Here is a 17,886-nt window from a genome sequence, read left to right on the forward strand (position 1 = left end):
CTGTGCCGCCGGCTGCCGCGGACGCCGCATTGGCGGCCGCGCCCGCCGCCTCGGCGGCACGCTCGCGGTTATCGGCGACGAGCTTGTCGAGCGGCAGATACAGCACGTTGTTGCCCGCCTTGCTGTCGACGAACACCTTGGTCGTGTTCGAGTAGATGTATTGCATCGTGTCGAGATACATCCGTTCGCGAATCACCGCGGGCGCCTTCGAGTACTGTGCATAGACTTCCTTGAAGCGTTCGGCATCGCCTTGCGCCTGCGCGACCACGCGATCGCTGTAGCTCTTCGCTTCGTCAAGCAGATTCGCGGCCTGGGCCTGCGCGCGCGGCAGCAGATCGTTCGCGTACGCCTGCGCGTCGCGCTTCGCGCGCTCGCGGTCCTGGCGCGCTTTCGCATCGTCTTCGAACGCGGGTTGTACCTGCTCGGGCACCTGCGCGCTCTGGATCGTCACGCCGGTGACCGCGAGACCGGTCTTGTATTCGTCGAGCGAATGCTGGATCGCGTCGGTCAGTTGCTGGCGGATGGCTTCGCGGTCCTGATAAAGCACATCGTTCGTGCTGCGCGCGCCGACGATTTCGCGAATCGCGGCCTGCGCGGCCTGTGCGACGCTCTGCTCCGGATCGACGCTGCGAAAGAGGTAGTCGACCGGCTTGCGGATCTGGAACTGGACCGCGAACCGCACGTCGACGATATCGGCGTCGTGCGTCAGCATCGACGCGTCTTTCACGTTCGCGAGCCGTACGACGTTGCTGCGGCCGACTTCGACCGAATGGATCTGTCCGATGTTGACGATCTCGTTCGATTCGAATGGATACGGCAAACGCCAGTGCACGCCCTGCTCGACCGTGCCGCGATATTTGCCGAATTGCAGCACGACGCCCGCCTGCCCTTCCTGCACGACGAACACGCCGCTGCCGAGATAGATCGCGATCAGCACGCCGACCACGATGCCAAAGCCGATGCGCGCGCCGCGCCCGTTATCCGGCCGGCGATCGCCGCCGCCCTTGCGGCCGAACAGACGCGACAGGCGCCGATTGAAATCGCGCCACATTTCGTCGAGATCCGGCGGACCGTCGCCGCCCTTGCCGTTCTGCGGGCGCTTCGAATCGTTCGCGCGTTGCCGGTCGCCATTGCCGCCATTGCCGTTGCCGTCGCCGCGGCCCCACCGCGGGTCGTTCAGCGACATCATGGCGCGCACATGCAGCCAGATACTCCGTTGGTTGTATTGATTCACCTGTGTTCGTTCACCAGAGTAGACAGCGGGTCGATGCAATTCGAAAAAGGCCAAGGTCAATGCGCGTGGAGGTCAATGCCCGGGCTCGGTGACTCCACGGTGTTCGCGATGTTCTTCGTGAAGGTCTTCGTGGCGATCGACAGGAATGGCTTCTGGCCGGTTACGTTCGTCCGGCAACAAACTGTCAGCACCCGAAAGAGGTTCAGCAGTGGCGATTTCAGCGATGGCAGCGCGCAATGCGTCCAACCCCTGCCCCGTGCGCGCGCTCAAAAAGACGCGCGAAATATTACCATACTCGTCCCGCTCGACTGCCTCGGCGCGGGCCGCCAGCTCAGGCACCGCATCGATCTTGTTGAACACCAGCACCTGGCGGATCGTGTCCGCGCCGATGCCGGCGAGCACCTCGTTCACCTGATCGATCTGATCGAGGCGCACCGCGCTCGACGCATCGACCACATGCAGCAATAGATCGGCGTGCACCGTTTCTTCGAGCGTCGCACGGAACGCGGCCACCAGTTGGTGCGGCAGTTCACGGATAAAGCCGACCGTATCCGACACCACCACCTGCCCGACCTGACCGCCCAGATAGACGCGCCGCGAAGTGGTGTCGAGGGTCGCGAACAGCTGGTCGGCCGCATACGCTTGCGCTTTGGTCAGCGCATTGAAGAGCGTGGACTTGCCCGCGTTCGTGTAACCGACGAGCGACACCGACATCGTGCGGTTGCGCTCGCGCGCGCGACGTTGCGTGCCGTGCTGGCGGCGCAGCCGGTCGAGGCGCGACTTGAGCATCTTGATGCGATCGCCGATCAGACGCCGGTCAGTTTCGAGCTGCGTTTCGCCCGGGCCGCGCAGGCCGATACCGCCTTTTTGCCGCTCGAGGTGGGTCCACGCGCGCACGAGGCGCGTGGCCAGATACTGCAGTTGCGCGAGCTCGACCTGCAGCTTGCCTTCATGGCTGCGCGCACGCTGCGCAAAGATGTCGAGAATCAGACTCGTGCGATCGATGACGCGCCTGTTAAGCACGCGCTCCAGATTGCGCTGCTGCGCGGGCGAAAGCGCGTGATTGAAGATGACGATCTCGATATCGTTCGCCTCGCACGCCACGCGCAACTCTTCCGCCTTGCCGCTGCCGACAAACAGCGCGGCATCCGGGCTCGCACGGCGGCCGGTCAACGTGACAGCGGGATGGGCGCCCGCGCTTTGCGCGAGCAGGCTGAGTTCTTCGAGACTGGCGACGAAATCGATCTTGCCGAAGTCGATGCCGACAAGCGCGGCGTTGGTCAAATTGGCGGGTGTCAAAGTGGAAGCGGCCGGAGTGGGCGCTGTTGAGCGGCCGGAGCGAAACGCCGGAGGGCGGCGTGCGTCGACCGGCCGCGACGAGGGTTAGGACGTTTCGGAATCCGGGTGGAAATTCACCGGACGCGCAGGCACAACCGTCGAGATAGCGTGCTTGTAAACCATTTGGGTAACCGTGTTACGGAGCAACACAACGTACTGGTCGAACGATTCGATGTTCCCTTGAAGCTTGATGCCGTTCACCAGATAGATCGAGACCGGCACGTGCTCTTTACGCAGCGCGTTCAAAAACGGGTCTTGTAACAATTGCCCTTTGTTGCTCATAGCAAACTCCGTGTTTTTTTGCAGGTTGACTTAATTGACGACGAAGAAAAAGAAATCCGCCGTCAACCGCTACACTATAGCCGATTTTCCTTTATGCGCGCTTTGCCTGGCCATTCGGTCTAATCCAGCCAAACCCAACGTGCACGGGGCTTTCAGCCCTTGTCCGCATAAGGATTCGTCGACGATCGAAACTCTATTCGCAATGGAGTCCCAGTCAGCGCGAAAGTTTCACGGAAGCGGTTTTCCAGGTAGCGCTTATACGTATCCGTCACCGCGTCGAGCGCGTTGCCGTGAATCACGATGATCGGCGGATTCTGTCCTCCCTGGTGCGCGTAGCGTAGCTTCGGCCGCACCGGCCCTCTGCGGCGAGGCTGCTGGAACTCCACCGCATCGATCAGCGCGCGCGTGAGCTTCGGCGTCGGCAGCTTCGCCATGGCAGCCGCGTAAGCGGCATCGACCGAGCGCATCAGCGGGCCGATACCGGTCTTTTCCGCAGCCGAAATGAAATGGAACTTCGCGAAGTCGAGAAATTTTAGCTTGCGCTGCAAGTCCGCCTTGGTGCGCTCACGCACGTGCGCATCGAGCCCGTCCCACTTGTTCACGCCGACCACGAGCGCGCGTCCCTGCTCGACGACGAAGCCCGCGATATGCGCGTCCTGGTCGGAGATGTCCTGGTGCGCATCGAGCAGCAGGATCACGACGTTCGCGTCGGAAATCGACTGCAGCGTCTTCACCACCGAGAACTTCTCGATCGCTTCGAATACTTTGCCGCGGCGGCGCAGGCCCGCCGTATCGATCAGCGTGTATTTCTTGCCTTGCCGTTCGAAGTCGACGTAAATCGAATCGCGCGTCGTGCCGGGCATGTCGAACGCGATCACGCGCTCTTCGCCGATCAGCGTGTTCACGAGCGTCGACTTGCCGACGTTCGGCCGCCCGACAATCGCGATCTTCACGCCGTGCTGCGCTTTTTCCTCATCGGACTCTTCGGGCTGGCCCGCGTATGCGACGTCGAGCGCCTCGCCGATCATGTCGGCGACGCCGTCGCCGTGCGCAGCCGAGATCGCGCGCGGGTCGCCGAGACCGAGCTCGTAGAAGTCCGCGGCGACCATGCTGTACTTCATGCCTTCGGCCTTGTTGACCACGAGGAAGATCGGCCGGCCGGTCTTGCGCAGATAGTCGGCGATCGCCTTGTCCTGCGGCGCGAGACCATTGCGGCCATCGACGATAAACACGACGATATCCGACTCCTCGACCGCCTGACGCGTCTGACGCGCCATCTGATGCAGGATGCCTTCCTTGGCGACCGGCTCGAAACCGCCGGTATCGACAACCAGATACGGCCGCTCGCCGACGCGGCCTTCGCCGTAGTGGCGGTCGCGCGTAAGCCCGGGCAGGTCGGCGACGAGCGCGTCGCGCGAACGCGTGAGACGGTTGAAGAGGGTGGATTTCCCTACATTGGGGCGCCCGACGAGGGCAATAACGGGTTTCATCTGATGTTGTTCACGGTGAGGCGCGGGCTGGCCGATCGAGGTCGATCCGCGGCCGATAAGGCTGATCGGGCCCGCGCTGCGACGCCGCCGCGCGGCCGGTGCACGGCGTGCGTCGTCGCTATTTCATTTGACGCAAATTAGCACGAATTCAGCCCGCTCCGGATGCGTGGCCGGCGTAGGCATGGCGGGCGTAGCGGCAAAGTGCGCCATGGTGTGGATTGGCCTCGTGCCGGGTTCGCCCACGCGCCCGGCGGTGTCGATGTCGCATGCTGGCCGTCGACACGGCACGGTCCGGTGCGACGCGATACGCCGGTACGAAAAGACGTTCTCGCCGTGACGCAAGCGTTCGACTGACAGGCGCGTTTGACGCACTGCCGTGCCGCGCGCTGACCGGTACGTTCAACATTCACACGCCGTGGCGCGAACAGCGCACCCAGCGCCCGGCTTGTCCCGGCGCGCCCATCTTGCTTGTGAGTAGCCGAGCCGACCGGCCTGCGCATCAAGTCGCCGCGCGCATGAGTCCGGCAAGCCTGCCGGCACTCATGCATGTGCTGTCGCCAGCATGTCCGGCAATGTGTCGACCCGAACGCGACGCGGACCGCGCAACCCCGCCCCGCGCCGCTTGTGCGTTTAGCGCGGCCGGAACCCGTACAGATCGCCATCGTGCGTCTGCACGACCAGCGTATCTCCGGCCAGCACCGGCGCCGCGGTAATCGCGCTGCCGTCCGTTTTCATGCGCGCAATGAATGAACCGTCATCGCGCGACAGGAAGTGTACGAAACCCTTGTAGTCGCCGACCACCGCGGCGCGGCCGAGCATCGTCGGCACGCTGACGTCGCGGCTTTTCAGCTGCTCGTTGCGCCACAACTGCTTGCCGCTCGTCGCATCGAATGCGGTCACGACCGACCAGTCGTCGCCGCCCACTACGACCTGATCATCCTGCGCAATGCCGCTCGTGCTGGAGAATGGCTTTTCCCACAGCGCCCGGCCCGAGTTCGCATCGAAGCAGCCGAGCTGGCCCTGGAACGTGACCGCGCACGTTTCGGCGCCGACCAGCGTCGGCGGCCCGGTCACATCGTTGATCCGCTCGACTTCCGTCACGCCCTTCGGATACGACACCGGCGTCTGCCAGTACGCATCGCCGTTCTGAATATTGATGGCCGCGAACTGGCCGCCCGGGAAGCCCGCGAGCACCGCTGCGTCGCCCGCGAAGGTCATGCCGGCGGACACGCGCAGATTCAGCGGCACCGCGCGGTTGCGGAACACCCAGCGCTGCTCGCCGGTTTGCGCATTGAACGCGACGATCTGGCCGTCGATCGTGCGCACGACCACGAGACCGTTGCCGACGAGCGGCGGCGACAGGATTTCGCCCGGCGCCGTGCCCTTCCACAGTTCCTTGCCATCCGGCCCGAGCACGTACACCTGGCCCTTCAGCGCGCCGACCGCCGTCAGCGTGCCGTCAGTGCCGACACCCGACGACAGGTCGCTCTTGACCTTCGTGCGCCAGATATCGTTGCCGGTTTTCGCGTCGATCTTCGCGACCGAACCGTTGGCGCCCGCCGCATAGATCGCGTCGCCTACCGCGACCGGCGAGAACAGATAACGCCCGGCCTTGCCGACGCTCGACTTCCACGTCTGCTGCACGTCGAGCACGGGCTTGAATTCGGTAAGCGGCGTCGGTACGCGGCGCTCGTCTTTCGACGATGAGCACGCCGCCATCGTCAGCACGGCAAACGCGCAAGCGACGGGCACAGCGTAACGTTTCAGCAGATTCATCGGTGAACGAAGCATGTCTGGTTTAGTGATTGGATTGAAGGCGGAGCGTCGCGCACAGCGCGTACGACGCTTAACCACCCAGCGCATCGAGCTTGAACTGAATCAGCTGACGCGTCGAAATATCGTTCTTCGGCAGCGAGTCGAGCGCGAGCTTGTACGCGGCGCGCGCGTCGTCACGCTTGCCTTGCGCGGCGAGCAGATCGCCACGGCTATCGGCGACCACGCCCTTGAAGGCATCCGATTGCGGCTGTGCGACGAGCGCAAGCCCCGCATCGTACGCCTTCTCGTCGAGCAGCAACGATGCGAGGCGCAGCTTCGCGATCTGCTTGAACTCGTCGTCTTTCGCGTGGTCCGCCGCCCATTGCAGTTGCGCTTTCGCACCGGGTTCGTCGCCGGCCTGGTACAACGCCTTTGCCGCGGCAAGCGCCGTCATCTGCGCGTAAGCCGTGCCGCCGAATTTGTCTTCCATATCCGCCGCGATGCGCGTGACGGTCGCCTTGTCGGCCTTGTCGCCGGCCGCGGTGGCCTGCTGCAACTGGTCGTACAGCACCGCCGCCTCGGCCGCCTGATGACGCTGCCAGTAGTTCCAGCCATTCCAGGCCGCCGCCGCGACGACCGCCACCAGCAGAATCCACGTGGTCGCGTTGCCCCACCGCGCCCACCATGCCTTCACGCTTTCAATTGATTCCTGTTCGTCGTGGTAACTCATCGCGAAGCGATTCCTTTCTTGTCGAAGCCTGGTCTGTTTTCAAACGTTTTTAACCGTTTTGCCCCAGAAAACCGGCGCAAAACGGTGCAATCAGTCGTCCCCGTCGTCGGAGGACGCAACCATCGCATTGATTAGAAATTCGGTCAAGTCTTCGGCCGGCACGCTCTGTTGTTCGCCTTTTGCGTCCGCCGCGCCCGTGCCGCGCAGTGCTTTCACGCCGACCGTGCCGTTCGCGATTTCATCTTCGCCGAGGATCACCGCGTACGCGGCGCCGCTCGCATCGGCGCGCTTCATCTGCGATTTGAAGCTGGCCGTCTGACCGTCCGCGCTGCAATGCAGGATCACGTCGAGGCCCGTGTCGCGCAAGCGCTCCGCGATGATAAACGCCTGATCGCGCGCGGCGTCGCCCTGATGCACCACGTAGACGTCGCAGCCCTCTTCTTCCGGCACGAGCTGCTCTTCCTTCAGCAACTCGAGAATGCGCTCGACGCCCATCGCCCAGCCGCACGCCGCCGTCGGTTTGCCACCCAACTGCTCGATCAGCGGATCGTAACGGCCGCCGGCGGCGACCGTGCCCTGTGCGCCGAGCTTGTCGGTAATCCATTCGAACACGGTCAGATTGTAGTAATCGAGACCGCGCACCAGCCGCGGGTTGATCGTGAACGGGATGTTGTTCGCCTTCAGGATGCGTTGCAGCCCTTCGAAGTGCGCACGCGATTCGTCGCCGAGGAAGTCGAGCAGCTTCGGCGCATGGCGCGCGATGTCCTGCAGCGCCGGATTCTTCGTGTCGAGCACGCGCAACGGGTTCGTGTAGAGGCGCCGCTTCGCTTCTTCGTCGAGCGCGTCCTGGTGCTGTTCGAGGTAAGCGATCAGCTCGACGCGGTGCGCCGCGCGCTCGTGCGCGAGACCCAGCGAATTGATTTCGAGCTTGATGCCGGCGAGACCGAGATCGTCCCACAGACGCTGGCACATCAGAATGATTTCCGCGTCCGCGTCCGGCCCCGCGAAGCCGAGCGCCTCGACGCCGACCTGGTGAAACTGACGGTAACGCCCGCGCTGCGGCCGCTCGTGGCGGAACATCGGCCCGACATACCACAGGCGCTTCGGACCGTCGTACAGCAGGTTGTGCTCGATCGCCGAACGCACGACCGCCGCGGTGTTCTCCGGGCGCAGCGTCAGATTTTCGCCGTTCAGCGCGTCGGTAAAGCTGTACATCTCTTTTTCGACGATATCGGTCACTTCGCCGATACCGCGCGTGAACAACTGCGTATGCTCGACGATTGGTGTGCGAATGTTCTGGTATCCGTAAGAACGGAGCATCGACTTCACTGTCGATTCAAAAAATTCCCACAGCTGCGCGTCCTGCGGCAGCACATCGTTCATGCCCTTCACGCCGGACAGCTTGTCGAGCTTTTTCTTCTGTTCAGTCATCTGTCTTTCAAGTGCGGATATTTAGTTGAGCGCTTCGGTGCGGCCATAACGGCGCTCGACATAGTCGCTCACGATTTGCTGGAATTCTTCGGCGATGCGCTCGCCGCGCAGCGTCTTGACCTTTTCGCCGTCGATAAACACCGGTGCGGCCGGGTTCTCGCCGGAGCCGGGCAAGCTGATGCCGATGTTCGCCTGCTTCGACTCGCCAGGGCCGTTCACGATGCAGCCCATCACCGCGACGTGCATCTTCTCGACGCCAGGATACTGGTCGCGCCACACCGGCATCTGCGTGCGCAGATAGGTTTGAATCTGCGACGCGAGCTCCTGGAACAGCGTGCTCGTGGTGCGGCCGCAGCCCGGGCACGCTATCACCATCGGCGTGAACGAGCGCAGCCCCATGGTCTGCAGGATTTCCTGGCCGACGATCACTTCGCCGGTGCGCGACGCGCCCGGTTCCGGCGTCAGCGAAATGCGGATGGTGTCGCCGATGCCCTGCTGCAGCAGCACGGACAGCGCGGCCGTCGATGCGACGATGCCCTTCGAACCCATGCCCGCCTCGGTCAGCCCAAGGTGCAACGCGAATTCGCAGCGCCGCGCGAGTTCGCGATACACGGCGATCAGGTCCTGCACGCCGCTGACCTTGCACGACAGAATGATCTTGTTGCGCGCGAGACCGAGTTCGACCGCACGCTCGGCGGAGCCGATCGCCGACTGGATCAGCGCCTCGTACATCACGCTTTGCGCTTCCCACGGTTCGGCGCGCGCCGCGTTTTCGTCCATCATCCGCGCGAGCAGATCCTGGTCGAGGCTGCCCCAGTTCACGCCGATGCGCACCGGCTTGTCGTACTTTGCCGCGGCTTCGATCATTTGCGCGAACTGCGTGTCGCGCTTCGCGCCCTGGCCGACGTTGCCCGGGTTGATCCGGTACTTCGACAGCGCTTCCGCGCAGGCCGGATAGTCGCGCAGCAACAGGTGGCCGTTGTAATGGAAGTCGCCGACGAGCGGCACCGACACGCCCATCCTGTCGAGCTGCTCGCGCACCGCCGGCACGGCCGCGGCGGCCTCCGGCGTGTTGACCGTGATGCGCACGAGTTCCGAGCCCGCCTGCGCGAGTTCCTTGATCTGGATCGCGGTGCCGATCGCGTCGGCGGTATCGGTGTTGGTCATCGACTGCACGCGCACCGGCGCGTCGCCGCCGATCGTCACGAGGTTGCCGCCCCAACGGACATCGACCGCGTGCGACGCGCGGCGCGGTGCATGGCCGCCGAAAATCGGCTCGGACGAACAAATTTGACTGGTGGTGGATTGCATGGGATCGGAGTGCATCGGTAAACCCGCCATTAAAGGCTGCGCGTTGAAGTCTGCTCTTGAAGCCCGCTGCGGCGCGGGCGGGCGCTTGAAACCGGTTGTTAGAACCTGCTATGAAACCATTTTCGAGTCGCGCGGCCCGCGTCTTTCGCGATGCCTGCGCGCTCGACCTGTATCACTATGCCGTATGAATGATGAGCGGCGCATGACGTCCGTTCGTTCAGCACGTTGCCGCACGCGTCGATAGTGGCCGAGGCACGCTGCCGCGGTCACGGCAACGCGAAGCGTGCCACATTCCCCTTGGCCACTGCATATTTCGACGGATCGACCGGCTGGCCGTCGAGCGTCATCGACTCGAGGCCTGCCTTGTTGCCCACCGTCACCTTGAACGGTGCATCCCCGCTCACTTCCTTGCTGTCGCCCGCATGCAGGAGGCCGGAGAACACCTCCTTACCGTCCTTCTGGCGGATGCTGAACCAGCTGTCCTGCGTGACCTTCACCTCCACCGTCACCGAACCCGCCGGCGCCGCCGGTGCGGAAGCAGGATTCGCGGCTGCGGCGGCCGGTGCGCTGGCGGATGTCGCCGCGTTGCCGGCTGCGCCCGCGGCCGGATTCGCCGTGGTCGTGGCCGCTGGCGCTGGCGCCGCGTTCGGCTGCGCCGACACGCCCGCGCCGGCGGACGACGCTGCCGACGACATCGGCGTCGGCAGTTGCGTCGCCAGTTGCGCTTGCGTGGTGGTATCGGAAGCCGATTGCGCAGCGTCGGCGCCCTGCGCACCCGACGACGCGTCGGCGCTATCGGCCGGTTGCACCGTCGTCGAACCCTGCGCGACCGTAGTAGCCGCGCTGCTCGCACCACCCGCCGCGCTGGTCGAACCCGAGCCGCTTGCCGTCGCCTTCAGGCGCGCGAGCCACGCGCTCGATTCGCCGCCGTTCGTATGCCACATCGCCAGCGCGATCAGCGCGACGACGACCGCCGCCACGCCCCACAGCCATGAACGGTGCTTCGGCCCGCTGCTGCCGAGCGACAACGACACCTTGCCGCGCGGCAAGTCGCCGCCGGCCGACGCGGGCATCGTCAGATCAGGCGCGGGCACGCCGCGTTCGCGGCGCAGCGCCTGCGTGTAAGGCGCCGGATCGGTATCGAGCGTCTTCGCGTAGCTGCGTATGACGCCAAGCGCGAACGTCGTGTCGGGCAAACGGCTCAGATCGCCCGCTTCGAGTGCGCGCAATTTGGTCACCGACACCTTCAGCCGCGCAGAGACGTCCTCGATCGACCAGCCTTTCGCTTCGCGCAACTGAGCAAGACGCGCCCCTGCCGATGCAAGCGACTCGTTACCCGCCTGCACGGCCGGCTGCAACGCAGCGGGAGCGGCTACCGGCGCCGGACGGCCGGCATGTCTATCGGTGTCGTGCGGTTGCGGGTGCTGCGGCTCACTCATCCCAAATCCTTTCGCGTCGGTGCTTTTATGTGCGACCGGCCCGCTACTGGCCCACTGCTGGCCCGAGCCTGAATCGCAAACTGTTTATAACAAAATGTGCGGCTCAATGTGCAGCTTTGTATGCAGAATCGTCCGCGGGCCGACTACCCGCTTCCGATCACGCCCGCCATGCATCGGCCAGGCGGCATTCAATCCGCTCTACTTCTGTCGTGCTGCGCCGCCCGCGTGCTGCTCCGGCCGGCCACCACGGTTACACGGCGCGGACTTCGATGACTTTCGCCGCCTTCCCCGTACGTTCAGCAAGCCGCGTGCGATCCTTGACCGCACCCGCCAGCTGGCCGCAGGCGGCATCGATGTCGTCGCCGCGTGTTTTGCGCACCGTCGTGACGACCCCTGCGTCGATCAACACGTGCGCGAACCGCTTGATATGTTCCTGTTTCGAGCGAATCAGCCCGGACTCCGGGAACGGATTGAACGGAATCAGATTGAACTTGCACGGCACGTCGCGCGTGAGTGCGAGCAGTTCGCGCGCCTGCGCCTCGCTGTCGTTCACGCCATCCAGCATGCAATATTCGAAAGTAATGAAATCGCGCGGGGCGACTTTCAGATACCGCTGACACGCCGCCATCAGCTCACGCAGCGGGTACTTTTTGTTCAGCGGCACCAGCATGTCGCGCAGGTCGTCAGTCGGCGCGTGCAGCGATACCGCGAGCGCGACCGGCAGGTCCGCGGCGAGGCGGTCCATCATCGGCACGACGCCGGAGGTGGACAGCGTGACACGCCGCCGCGACAAGCCGTACGCGTTGTCGTCGAGCATCAGGCGCATGGCGGGGACGACCGCGTCATAGTTCAGCAGCGGCTCGCCCATGCCCATCATCACGACGTTCGTGACGACCCGCTCGCCTTTGCCGTCGCCGCCCGTCGCACGGCCGCCATCGACCCCGAGCGACGCACGCAGCGCGAATTCGGCCATGCGCAGTTGACCGATGATTTCACCCGTGCCGAGGTTACGCGAGAAGCCCTGCTTGCCGGTCGAGCAGAACCGGCAGTTCACCGCGCATCCGGCCTGCGACGACACGCACAGCGTGCCGCGCCCGTCTTCCGGAATGAACACGGTTTCGACCGCGTTGCCGTTGCCGACGTCGATCAGCCATTTACGCGTGCCGTCGGCGGAAAGATGGTCGCTGACGATACCGGGCATCGTGATCGACGCACGGCTCTTCAGCTTTTCGCGCAGCGACTTCGCGAGATCGGTCATGCCGTCGAAGTCGGCCGCGTTGTACTGGTGAATCCAGCGCTGCAATTGCTTGGCGCGAAACGGCTTCTCGCCGAGGCTGCCGCAGTATGCGACGAGCCCTTCGGCGTCGAGATCGAGAAGGTTGACGGTGGGACTGCTCGTCATATCGAATCCTGCCATTCAGTGCGAGACCGCGTTCATGCAACAAGCTGCATGAGCGCTTTGCCGTTCGCGCCCGCTCCTGCTGTTGTGTGACTACCTTACTGCGAATGAGTGCGGCTTAGCGCGAGTAGACGTTGACTTCCGGGAAGAAAAACGCGATCTCGACGCGTGCCGTGTCGGCCGCATCCGAGCCGTGGACCGCGTTCGCATCGATGCTGTCGGCGAAATCGGCGCGGATCGTGCCCTTTTCGGCCTTCTTCGGATCGGTCGCGCCCATCAGTTCGCGGTTCTTCAGAATGGCGTTCTCACCTTCGAGCGCCTGCACCACCACGGGGCCGGAAATCATGAACTCGACGAGGTCCTTGAAGAACGGGCGCTCACGATGCACGGCGTAGAACTTCTCTGCGTCGGCACGCGACAGTTGCACCATCCGCGACGCGACGATCTTGAGGCCCGCGTTTTCGAAACGGGTGTAGATCTGGCCAATCACGTTCTTGGCCACAGCGTCCGGCTTGATAATCGACAGAGTGCGTTCGATCGCCATAAAAACTCCAAAAAATTAAGAAGTTACAAATTCAAATGAATCCGCTATTGTAGCATGTTCCAGGGTATGATTGTGATTGAACCCTTACAGTATTGAAAGACTCAAAGCCGTATACCCATCGTGGCTTACAAAAGCCGAGATGGGCCCCGATCACCCCTTCGCCGCGATGTGACGCGCATTGAAACTCTTGCGCGCCGCGCTTATCTTAGGGTTGGTGGGTCGAGCGACCGGCGGCAATCCGCCTTGCCGGCGCCGTAGAACAGACATTGCAACCACTGCGCAACACTGCGTCTGACGCAAGGAGAAACCATGAACGAATCCCCCTACAACTTTGGCCGTGGCGGCACCGTCACCTCGGTCGAAACCCGCAACCGCGTACTGCGCAACACCTACTGGCTGCTCGCGCTGTCGATGGTGCCGACGGTGCTGGGCGCGTGGGTGGGTGTCGCCACCGGCTTCTCGCTGTTCGCCGCGACCAGCCCCGCGATGAGCATGCTCGCGTTTTTCGCGATCGCGTTCGGCTTCATGTTCGCGATCCAGAAAACCAAAGACAGCGCAGTCGGCGTGTTCGTGCTGCTAGGCTTCACGTTCTTCATGGGCCTGATGCTGTCGCGGCTGCTCAGCTTCATCCTCGGCTTCTCGAACGGTCCGTCGCTGATCATGCTCGCGTTCGGTGGCACCGGCGTGATCTTCGCCGCGATGGCAACCATCGCCACGGTCAGCAAGCGCGACTTCTCGGGCCTCGGCAAGTGGCTCTTCGTCGGCGTGATCGTGCTGCTGCTCGCGATGGTCGCGAATATGTTCCTGCAGCTGCCGGCGCTGATGCTTACGGTGTCGGTGCTCGCAATCGTGATCTTCTCGGCGTACATGCTGTTCGACGTGCAACGGGTCGTCAACGGCGGCGAAACGAATTACATCACCGCGACGCTCGCGATTTACCTCGATCTGTACAACGTGTTCGTCAATCTGCTCGCGCTGCTCGGCATCTTCGGCGGCAACCGTAACTGACAACATCGCTGAAAGCCGGCGGCACCGCACACTGCATTTGCACCACCGCCGGCACTGATTGCCAAAACGCCCGTGACGATTACCGTCACGGGCGTTTTGTTTTGGGGCCGAGTCCGGCCGTTGGGGGTCGCGTTCGGGGTCGAGTCCGGCGACGGCAAGCGATCAGATTGTCAGCCAGTCGAAACCCGTTTCCTGCGCGGCGACGACAACCTCGTCGGGCGCCGCGCCGAGCACCGCAGCCATCGCGGCTTGCGCCAGTTCCGGCAGATTATTCTGCTGACTCAGATGCGCCGCGACCAGATGACGCAGCCGCGACCGGTCGAGCGAAGCAAGAATGGCGGCCGCCGCGTCGTTGTTCAGATGACCGTGATTGCCGCCGATACGCGCTTTCAGCGACGCCGGATAGCGGCTCGCGGCGAGCATGCCGACATCGTGATTGCACTCGAGCACGAGCGCGTCGCAGCCGCTGAGCACCGCGGCGATATGCGGCGTCGACGTGCCGACGTCCGTCAGCACGCCCAGCCGCGCGGCGCCGTCTGAGAACACATACTGCAACGGCTCACGTGCATCATGCGGCACCGTATAGGGCAGCACGCTGAGATCGCCGATCGCGACCGCCTCGTCGCCCCACAGCACGCGCAAATCGATGTCGGCGTCGTCGGCGCCGACCGCACGCGCCGTGCCCCAGCTCATGTACAACGGAACCGACCATTTGCGGGCGAGCGTCAGCGCGCTGCCGATATGGTCGCTGTGTTCGTGGGTGATGACGATGCCGGCGAACGGAACGGCGTCGAGGCCGAGCCGCGCAAGCCGCCGTTCGACCTCTTTTGCCGAGAATCCGCAATCCAGCAGGACGCGGGTCGTCGTCGCGCCGCTACGGGCTTCGACGACCAGCGCATTGCCTTCGCTGCCGCTGCCCAGACTGGCGAACCGCACGGTCCGCGTTAGTTCAGTTGCGCGTGGAGCAGCGTCACGATGCGCTGCGCGTCTGACGAAGTATCGACTTGCCCGTTCGAGTCGACGACCGCGACTTGCGTCAGCGTGTCGCTCTTCGGCCGGACGTTCACGAGGAATTCCGGGCTCGGCTTTTTCGAGTTGCTGGTCAGGAACCGGCCGAACAGCCCCTCGCGCTTCACTTCCTGCAACGAGTCCGCGTAGCGGACGTAATAGATGCCCTTCTCGCGATCGCGATTGTCGACCGTGAAGTTGGTGCGGTCGAGCGCGAGGCCCACGCGCAGCCACGCGAGATCGAACGATTCCGGCAGATCGAGCGTCGTTTCGCCCGCCAGTTGCGCACTTGCGGCGGCCGGCCGGGCGTCGGTGATCAACTGCTTGGACTGCGCGTCGGTCAGGCCGAACTTCTGCATCAGCTTCGACAGGAAAGCTGCTTCGAGCGCCGGATCGCGCGGCCGCTCCACCCATTTCGACGAGGTCTTGTCCATTCCCGTCAGCACTTCTTCCATCGAGCTGTGCGTGATCGAGATATCGGTTGCGCCGTTCGCATCGCGCGAAATCAGCGTGCGGAAGCTGTCGCGCGTGCCCGACGAGTACGCGAAATCGATCACGCGGCCGATCGTGCGGCGGAACCAGTCGTCCGGAATATTCGCGCGGTTTTCAGCCCAGTCGGTCGTCATGATGCCGGTGGCCGGCGCGTCCGTTTTCAGCGAAAAACCGTTCTCGGCCCAGAACTCCTGCAACTGCGGCCACAACTGATCCGGCGTGCGGCCGTCGACGACGAGCCAGCGGCGATCGCCATCGCGCTCGATATGCATGCCAAACGGATCCTGTGTGGTCGGCGTGCCTTCGGTGAGGTTGCCGGCTACCGTCTTCGCGCGCTGCGGCGCGCCGCCCAACGCGGTGCCGACCGGCGGCGCCTCATAGCGCTGATCGATCTGCGCGGCCGTCAGATCGCTCGGCACGGCGAGCGGCGGCGCGCTCGGCGTGTCCTTGTAGTTGACCCGATCCGAAGCAAGCATGCTGTTCAGCGAATCACAGCCGGCAAGCGCGGACACCGCAAGCGTCAGCGCAGCGACGCGCGTGACGTGGAGGTAAAGAGCGGAACGTTTCATGTGGTCCTTCGTGATGCTGGAACGCGCTGCCTGGTTCGGTGCCCGAACGGGGGCGTGATCGTGGTTAAACAAAACAAAATGCCGGGCTCGGCCGGAATCGCATAGTGCCGGGAGCGGCCGGCGTCGCGAGCCCGCGCATGGCGCAGCAGGACTCGCGCGACGGACCGCCTTAACCCGGCAGTCCCGCTTCGCGCATCGCCGCGCGCACCACGTCGTGGTAGCGCGCGTCGAGCGGTGTAAGAGGCAAACGGATGCCGCCTTGCATGCGGCCCATCTGCTGCAGTGCCCATTTGACCGGAATCGGGTTCGATTCGATAAACAGGTTCTTGTGCAACGACAGCAGTTTCAAATGAATGTCTCGCGCCGTTTTCGCGTCGGCCTCGAGCGCCGCCTTGCACAGTTGCGCCATCGCGCGCGGCGCGACGTTCGCGGTGACCGAAATATTGCCGTGGCCGCCGAGCAACATCAGCGCGATCGCGGTCGGATCGTCGCCGCTGTAAATCGCGAAGTGCGCGGGCGCCGCCTTGATCAGGTGCGCGGCGCGATCGATATTGCCGGTCGCTTCCTTTACGCCGATCACGCCCGGCACCTCGGCCAGACGCAGAATCGTCTCGTTTGACATGTCCGCGACCGTGCGGCCGGGCACATTGTAAAGGATCAGCGGCAGCTCAACCGTTTCCGCGATTTTCGCGAAGTGGCGATAGATGCCTTCCTGCGTCGGCTTGTTGTAGTACGGCACCACCTGCAGCGTTGCATCGGCGCCGACCTGCTTCGCCTGCGCGGACAGTTCGATTGCTTCGGCGGTCGAATTGCCGCCGGCGCCGGCGATGACCGGGATACGGCCGGCCGCGTGCTCGACCGCGGTCTTGACCATCAGCACATGTTCTTCGACCGACAGCGTCGCCGACTCGCCGCTCGTGCCCACCACGACCAGCCCGCTCGTGCCCTCTTCGATGTGCCAGTCGATCAGTTTTCGGAACGCCGGCAGATCGAGGCTGCCGTCTTCGTGCATGGGGGTGACGATGGCAGGAATACTGCCGCGAATCCGGATACTGTCGTGGCGGGCACCGCGCGTGCTGCCGGTACCGCCCTGGGTCACGTTTGCCATTGAACTCGATGAATTGACTGGATAAACCGGAATTGTAGCGGATTAGCCGGCCAAATCGTAACGCGGGGGAACCAGCAGGTGGGACTCAAAAGCAACACTTTCCGATTCGCCTCCCGCTTTGTCCTGCGCTTTGTCCCTCGCTTCCCCGTGTGATTCTTTTACGGCGCAGATCCGCTGCACGAACGCCGCGCGCGGATCGGCCAGAAAACCGTCCTGATAGGCCACCACGCGCAACGGCCCGCGCACCGCATCGAGCAGTTCGCCGGGCTTGAGCAGGAAATTGGGGTTGGCGGGCTTGCCGACCGTCTCGTTGCCCTGCGCGAACGTTTCGTAGATCAGCACGCCACCCGGCGCGAGTGCATTCAGCAGTTGCGGAAAAAGCGGCCGATGCAGATAGTTCGTCACCACGACGGCCGCGAATCGCGCATCCGCGGCAAGCGGCCACGCGGCGTTTTCGATATCGGCGGCAAGCGTTGCGATGTTCGGCTCGCCATGCATGGCCGCGAGCGCCGCGGCATCGCGATCGATCGCGGTGACCGGATGGCCGCGCGCGGCAAACCAGCGCGCGTGCCGCCCGGCCCCGGACGCGACGTCGAGCACCGCGCCGCCGGGCGCGATCAGATGCGTCCAGCGCCGCACCCAGCGGGACGGTTCGCCGAGCCCGTGCGGCATGCGCGCGCCGGATTCCTCGCCACTCGTCGCGCTCATCGCGGCACCTCTGCCGATGCAAAACGCGCGCACATCGGTT

General features: G+C 64.1%; 16 protein-coding genes. 1 reads left to right on the forward strand and 15 read right to left on the reverse strand.

Features of this window, described 5'->3' with window-relative positions:
* From hflK to ndk, 11 genes are all read right to left on the reverse strand, one after another.
* Positions 1–1,234 (reverse strand): FtsH protease activity modulator HflK (gene hflK / locus HV675_RS25250; protein WP_175114186.1); only part of this gene is annotated, 1,234 nt, incomplete at its 3' end.
* 72 nt (positions 1,235–1,306) lie between these two features.
* Positions 1,307–2,533 (reverse strand): GTPase HflX, encoded by a 1,227-nt coding sequence (gene hflX / locus HV675_RS25255; protein ID WP_175114187.1) that lies wholly within the window; start codon positions 2,531–2,533, stop codon positions 1,307–1,309.
* A gap of 84 nt (positions 2,534–2,617) precedes the next feature.
* Complete coding sequence (gene hfq / locus HV675_RS25260; protein WP_028224456.1) at positions 2,618–2,854, reverse strand: RNA chaperone Hfq; 237 nt, start codon at positions 2,852–2,854, stop codon at positions 2,618–2,620.
* Positions 2,855–3,006: 152 nt separating this feature from the next.
* The gene (gene der, locus HV675_RS25265) at positions 3,007–4,344 is read right to left on the reverse strand and encodes a ribosome biogenesis GTPase Der (RefSeq protein ID WP_175114188.1); all 1,338 of its coding nucleotides are present in this window, start codon (positions 4,342–4,344) and stop codon (positions 3,007–3,009) included.
* 630 nt (positions 4,345–4,974) lie between these two features.
* Positions 4,975–6,120, reverse strand: a complete 1,146-nt coding sequence (bamB, locus tag HV675_RS25270; RefSeq protein ID WP_175114189.1) for an outer membrane protein assembly factor BamB — start codon at positions 6,118–6,120, stop codon at positions 4,975–4,977.
* 70 nt (positions 6,121–6,190) lie between these two features.
* Positions 6,191–6,829 carry a tetratricopeptide repeat protein gene (locus tag HV675_RS25275; RefSeq protein ID WP_175114190.1) on the reverse strand — a complete coding sequence of 213 codons (639 nt, stop codon included), beginning with the start codon at positions 6,827–6,829 and terminating at the stop codon, positions 6,191–6,193.
* A 90-nt stretch (positions 6,830–6,919) separates the two neighbouring features.
* The gene (gene hisS, locus HV675_RS25280; RefSeq protein WP_175114191.1) at positions 6,920–8,260 is read right to left on the reverse strand and encodes a histidine--tRNA ligase; all 1,341 of its coding nucleotides are present in this window, start codon (positions 8,258–8,260) and stop codon (positions 6,920–6,922) included.
* A 21-nt stretch (positions 8,261–8,281) separates the two neighbouring features.
* A complete protein-coding gene (gene ispG, locus HV675_RS25285) occupies positions 8,282–9,586 on the reverse strand; it encodes a flavodoxin-dependent (E)-4-hydroxy-3-methylbut-2-enyl-diphosphate synthase (protein WP_175114192.1) in 1,305 nt (434 codons plus the stop codon).
* Positions 9,587–9,837: 251 nt separating this feature from the next.
* Positions 9,838–11,010, reverse strand: coding sequence for a helix-turn-helix domain-containing protein (locus tag HV675_RS25290; RefSeq protein WP_175114193.1), 1,173 nt, complete (start codon positions 11,008–11,010; stop codon positions 9,838–9,840).
* Between the two features lie 250 nt (positions 11,011–11,260).
* Positions 11,261–12,412, reverse strand: coding sequence for a dual-specificity RNA methyltransferase RlmN (rlmN, locus tag HV675_RS25295; RefSeq protein WP_175114194.1), 1,152 nt, complete (start codon positions 12,410–12,412; stop codon positions 11,261–11,263).
* 115 nt (positions 12,413–12,527) lie between these two features.
* On the reverse strand, positions 12,528–12,953 hold the full coding sequence (gene ndk / locus HV675_RS25300) for a nucleoside-diphosphate kinase (protein WP_175114195.1): 426 nt from the start codon (positions 12,951–12,953) through the stop codon (positions 12,528–12,530).
* A gap of 309 nt (positions 12,954–13,262) precedes the next feature.
* Between ndk and HV675_RS25305 the strand changes: the two genes are divergently transcribed.
* Positions 13,263–13,961, forward strand: a complete 699-nt coding sequence (locus HV675_RS25305; RefSeq protein WP_175114196.1) for a Bax inhibitor-1/YccA family protein — start codon at positions 13,263–13,265, stop codon at positions 13,959–13,961.
* Between the two features lie 162 nt (positions 13,962–14,123).
* On the opposite strand, the gene HV675_RS25310 is transcribed toward HV675_RS25305, so the two are convergent.
* The 4 genes from HV675_RS25310 to HV675_RS25325 all read right to left on the reverse strand — a co-directional run bounded on the left by HV675_RS25310 (position 14,124) and on the right by HV675_RS25325 (position 17,846).
* Positions 14,124–14,897, reverse strand: coding sequence for an MBL fold metallo-hydrolase (locus HV675_RS25310; RefSeq protein ID WP_175114197.1), 774 nt, complete (start codon positions 14,895–14,897; stop codon positions 14,124–14,126).
* 8 nt (positions 14,898–14,905) lie between these two features.
* Entirely contained in the window at positions 14,906–16,030 is a 1,125-nt protein-coding gene (gene bamC, locus HV675_RS25315; RefSeq protein ID WP_175114198.1) for an outer membrane protein assembly factor BamC, read from the reverse strand.
* Between the two features lie 169 nt (positions 16,031–16,199).
* Positions 16,200–17,138, reverse strand: a complete 939-nt coding sequence (dapA, locus tag HV675_RS25320) for a 4-hydroxy-tetrahydrodipicolinate synthase (protein ID WP_175114199.1) — start codon at positions 17,136–17,138, stop codon at positions 16,200–16,202.
* A gap of 42 nt (positions 17,139–17,180) precedes the next feature.
* Positions 17,181–17,846, reverse strand: a complete 666-nt coding sequence (locus HV675_RS25325) for a class I SAM-dependent methyltransferase (RefSeq protein WP_246270529.1) — start codon at positions 17,844–17,846, stop codon at positions 17,181–17,183.
* Between the last annotated feature and the right edge of the window lie 40 nt (positions 17,847–17,886).

The sequence above is a fragment of the Paraburkholderia solisilvae genome (assembly GCF_902859875.1).
Classification (GTDB): Bacteria; Pseudomonadota; Gammaproteobacteria; order Burkholderiales; family Burkholderiaceae; genus Paraburkholderia; species Paraburkholderia solisilvae.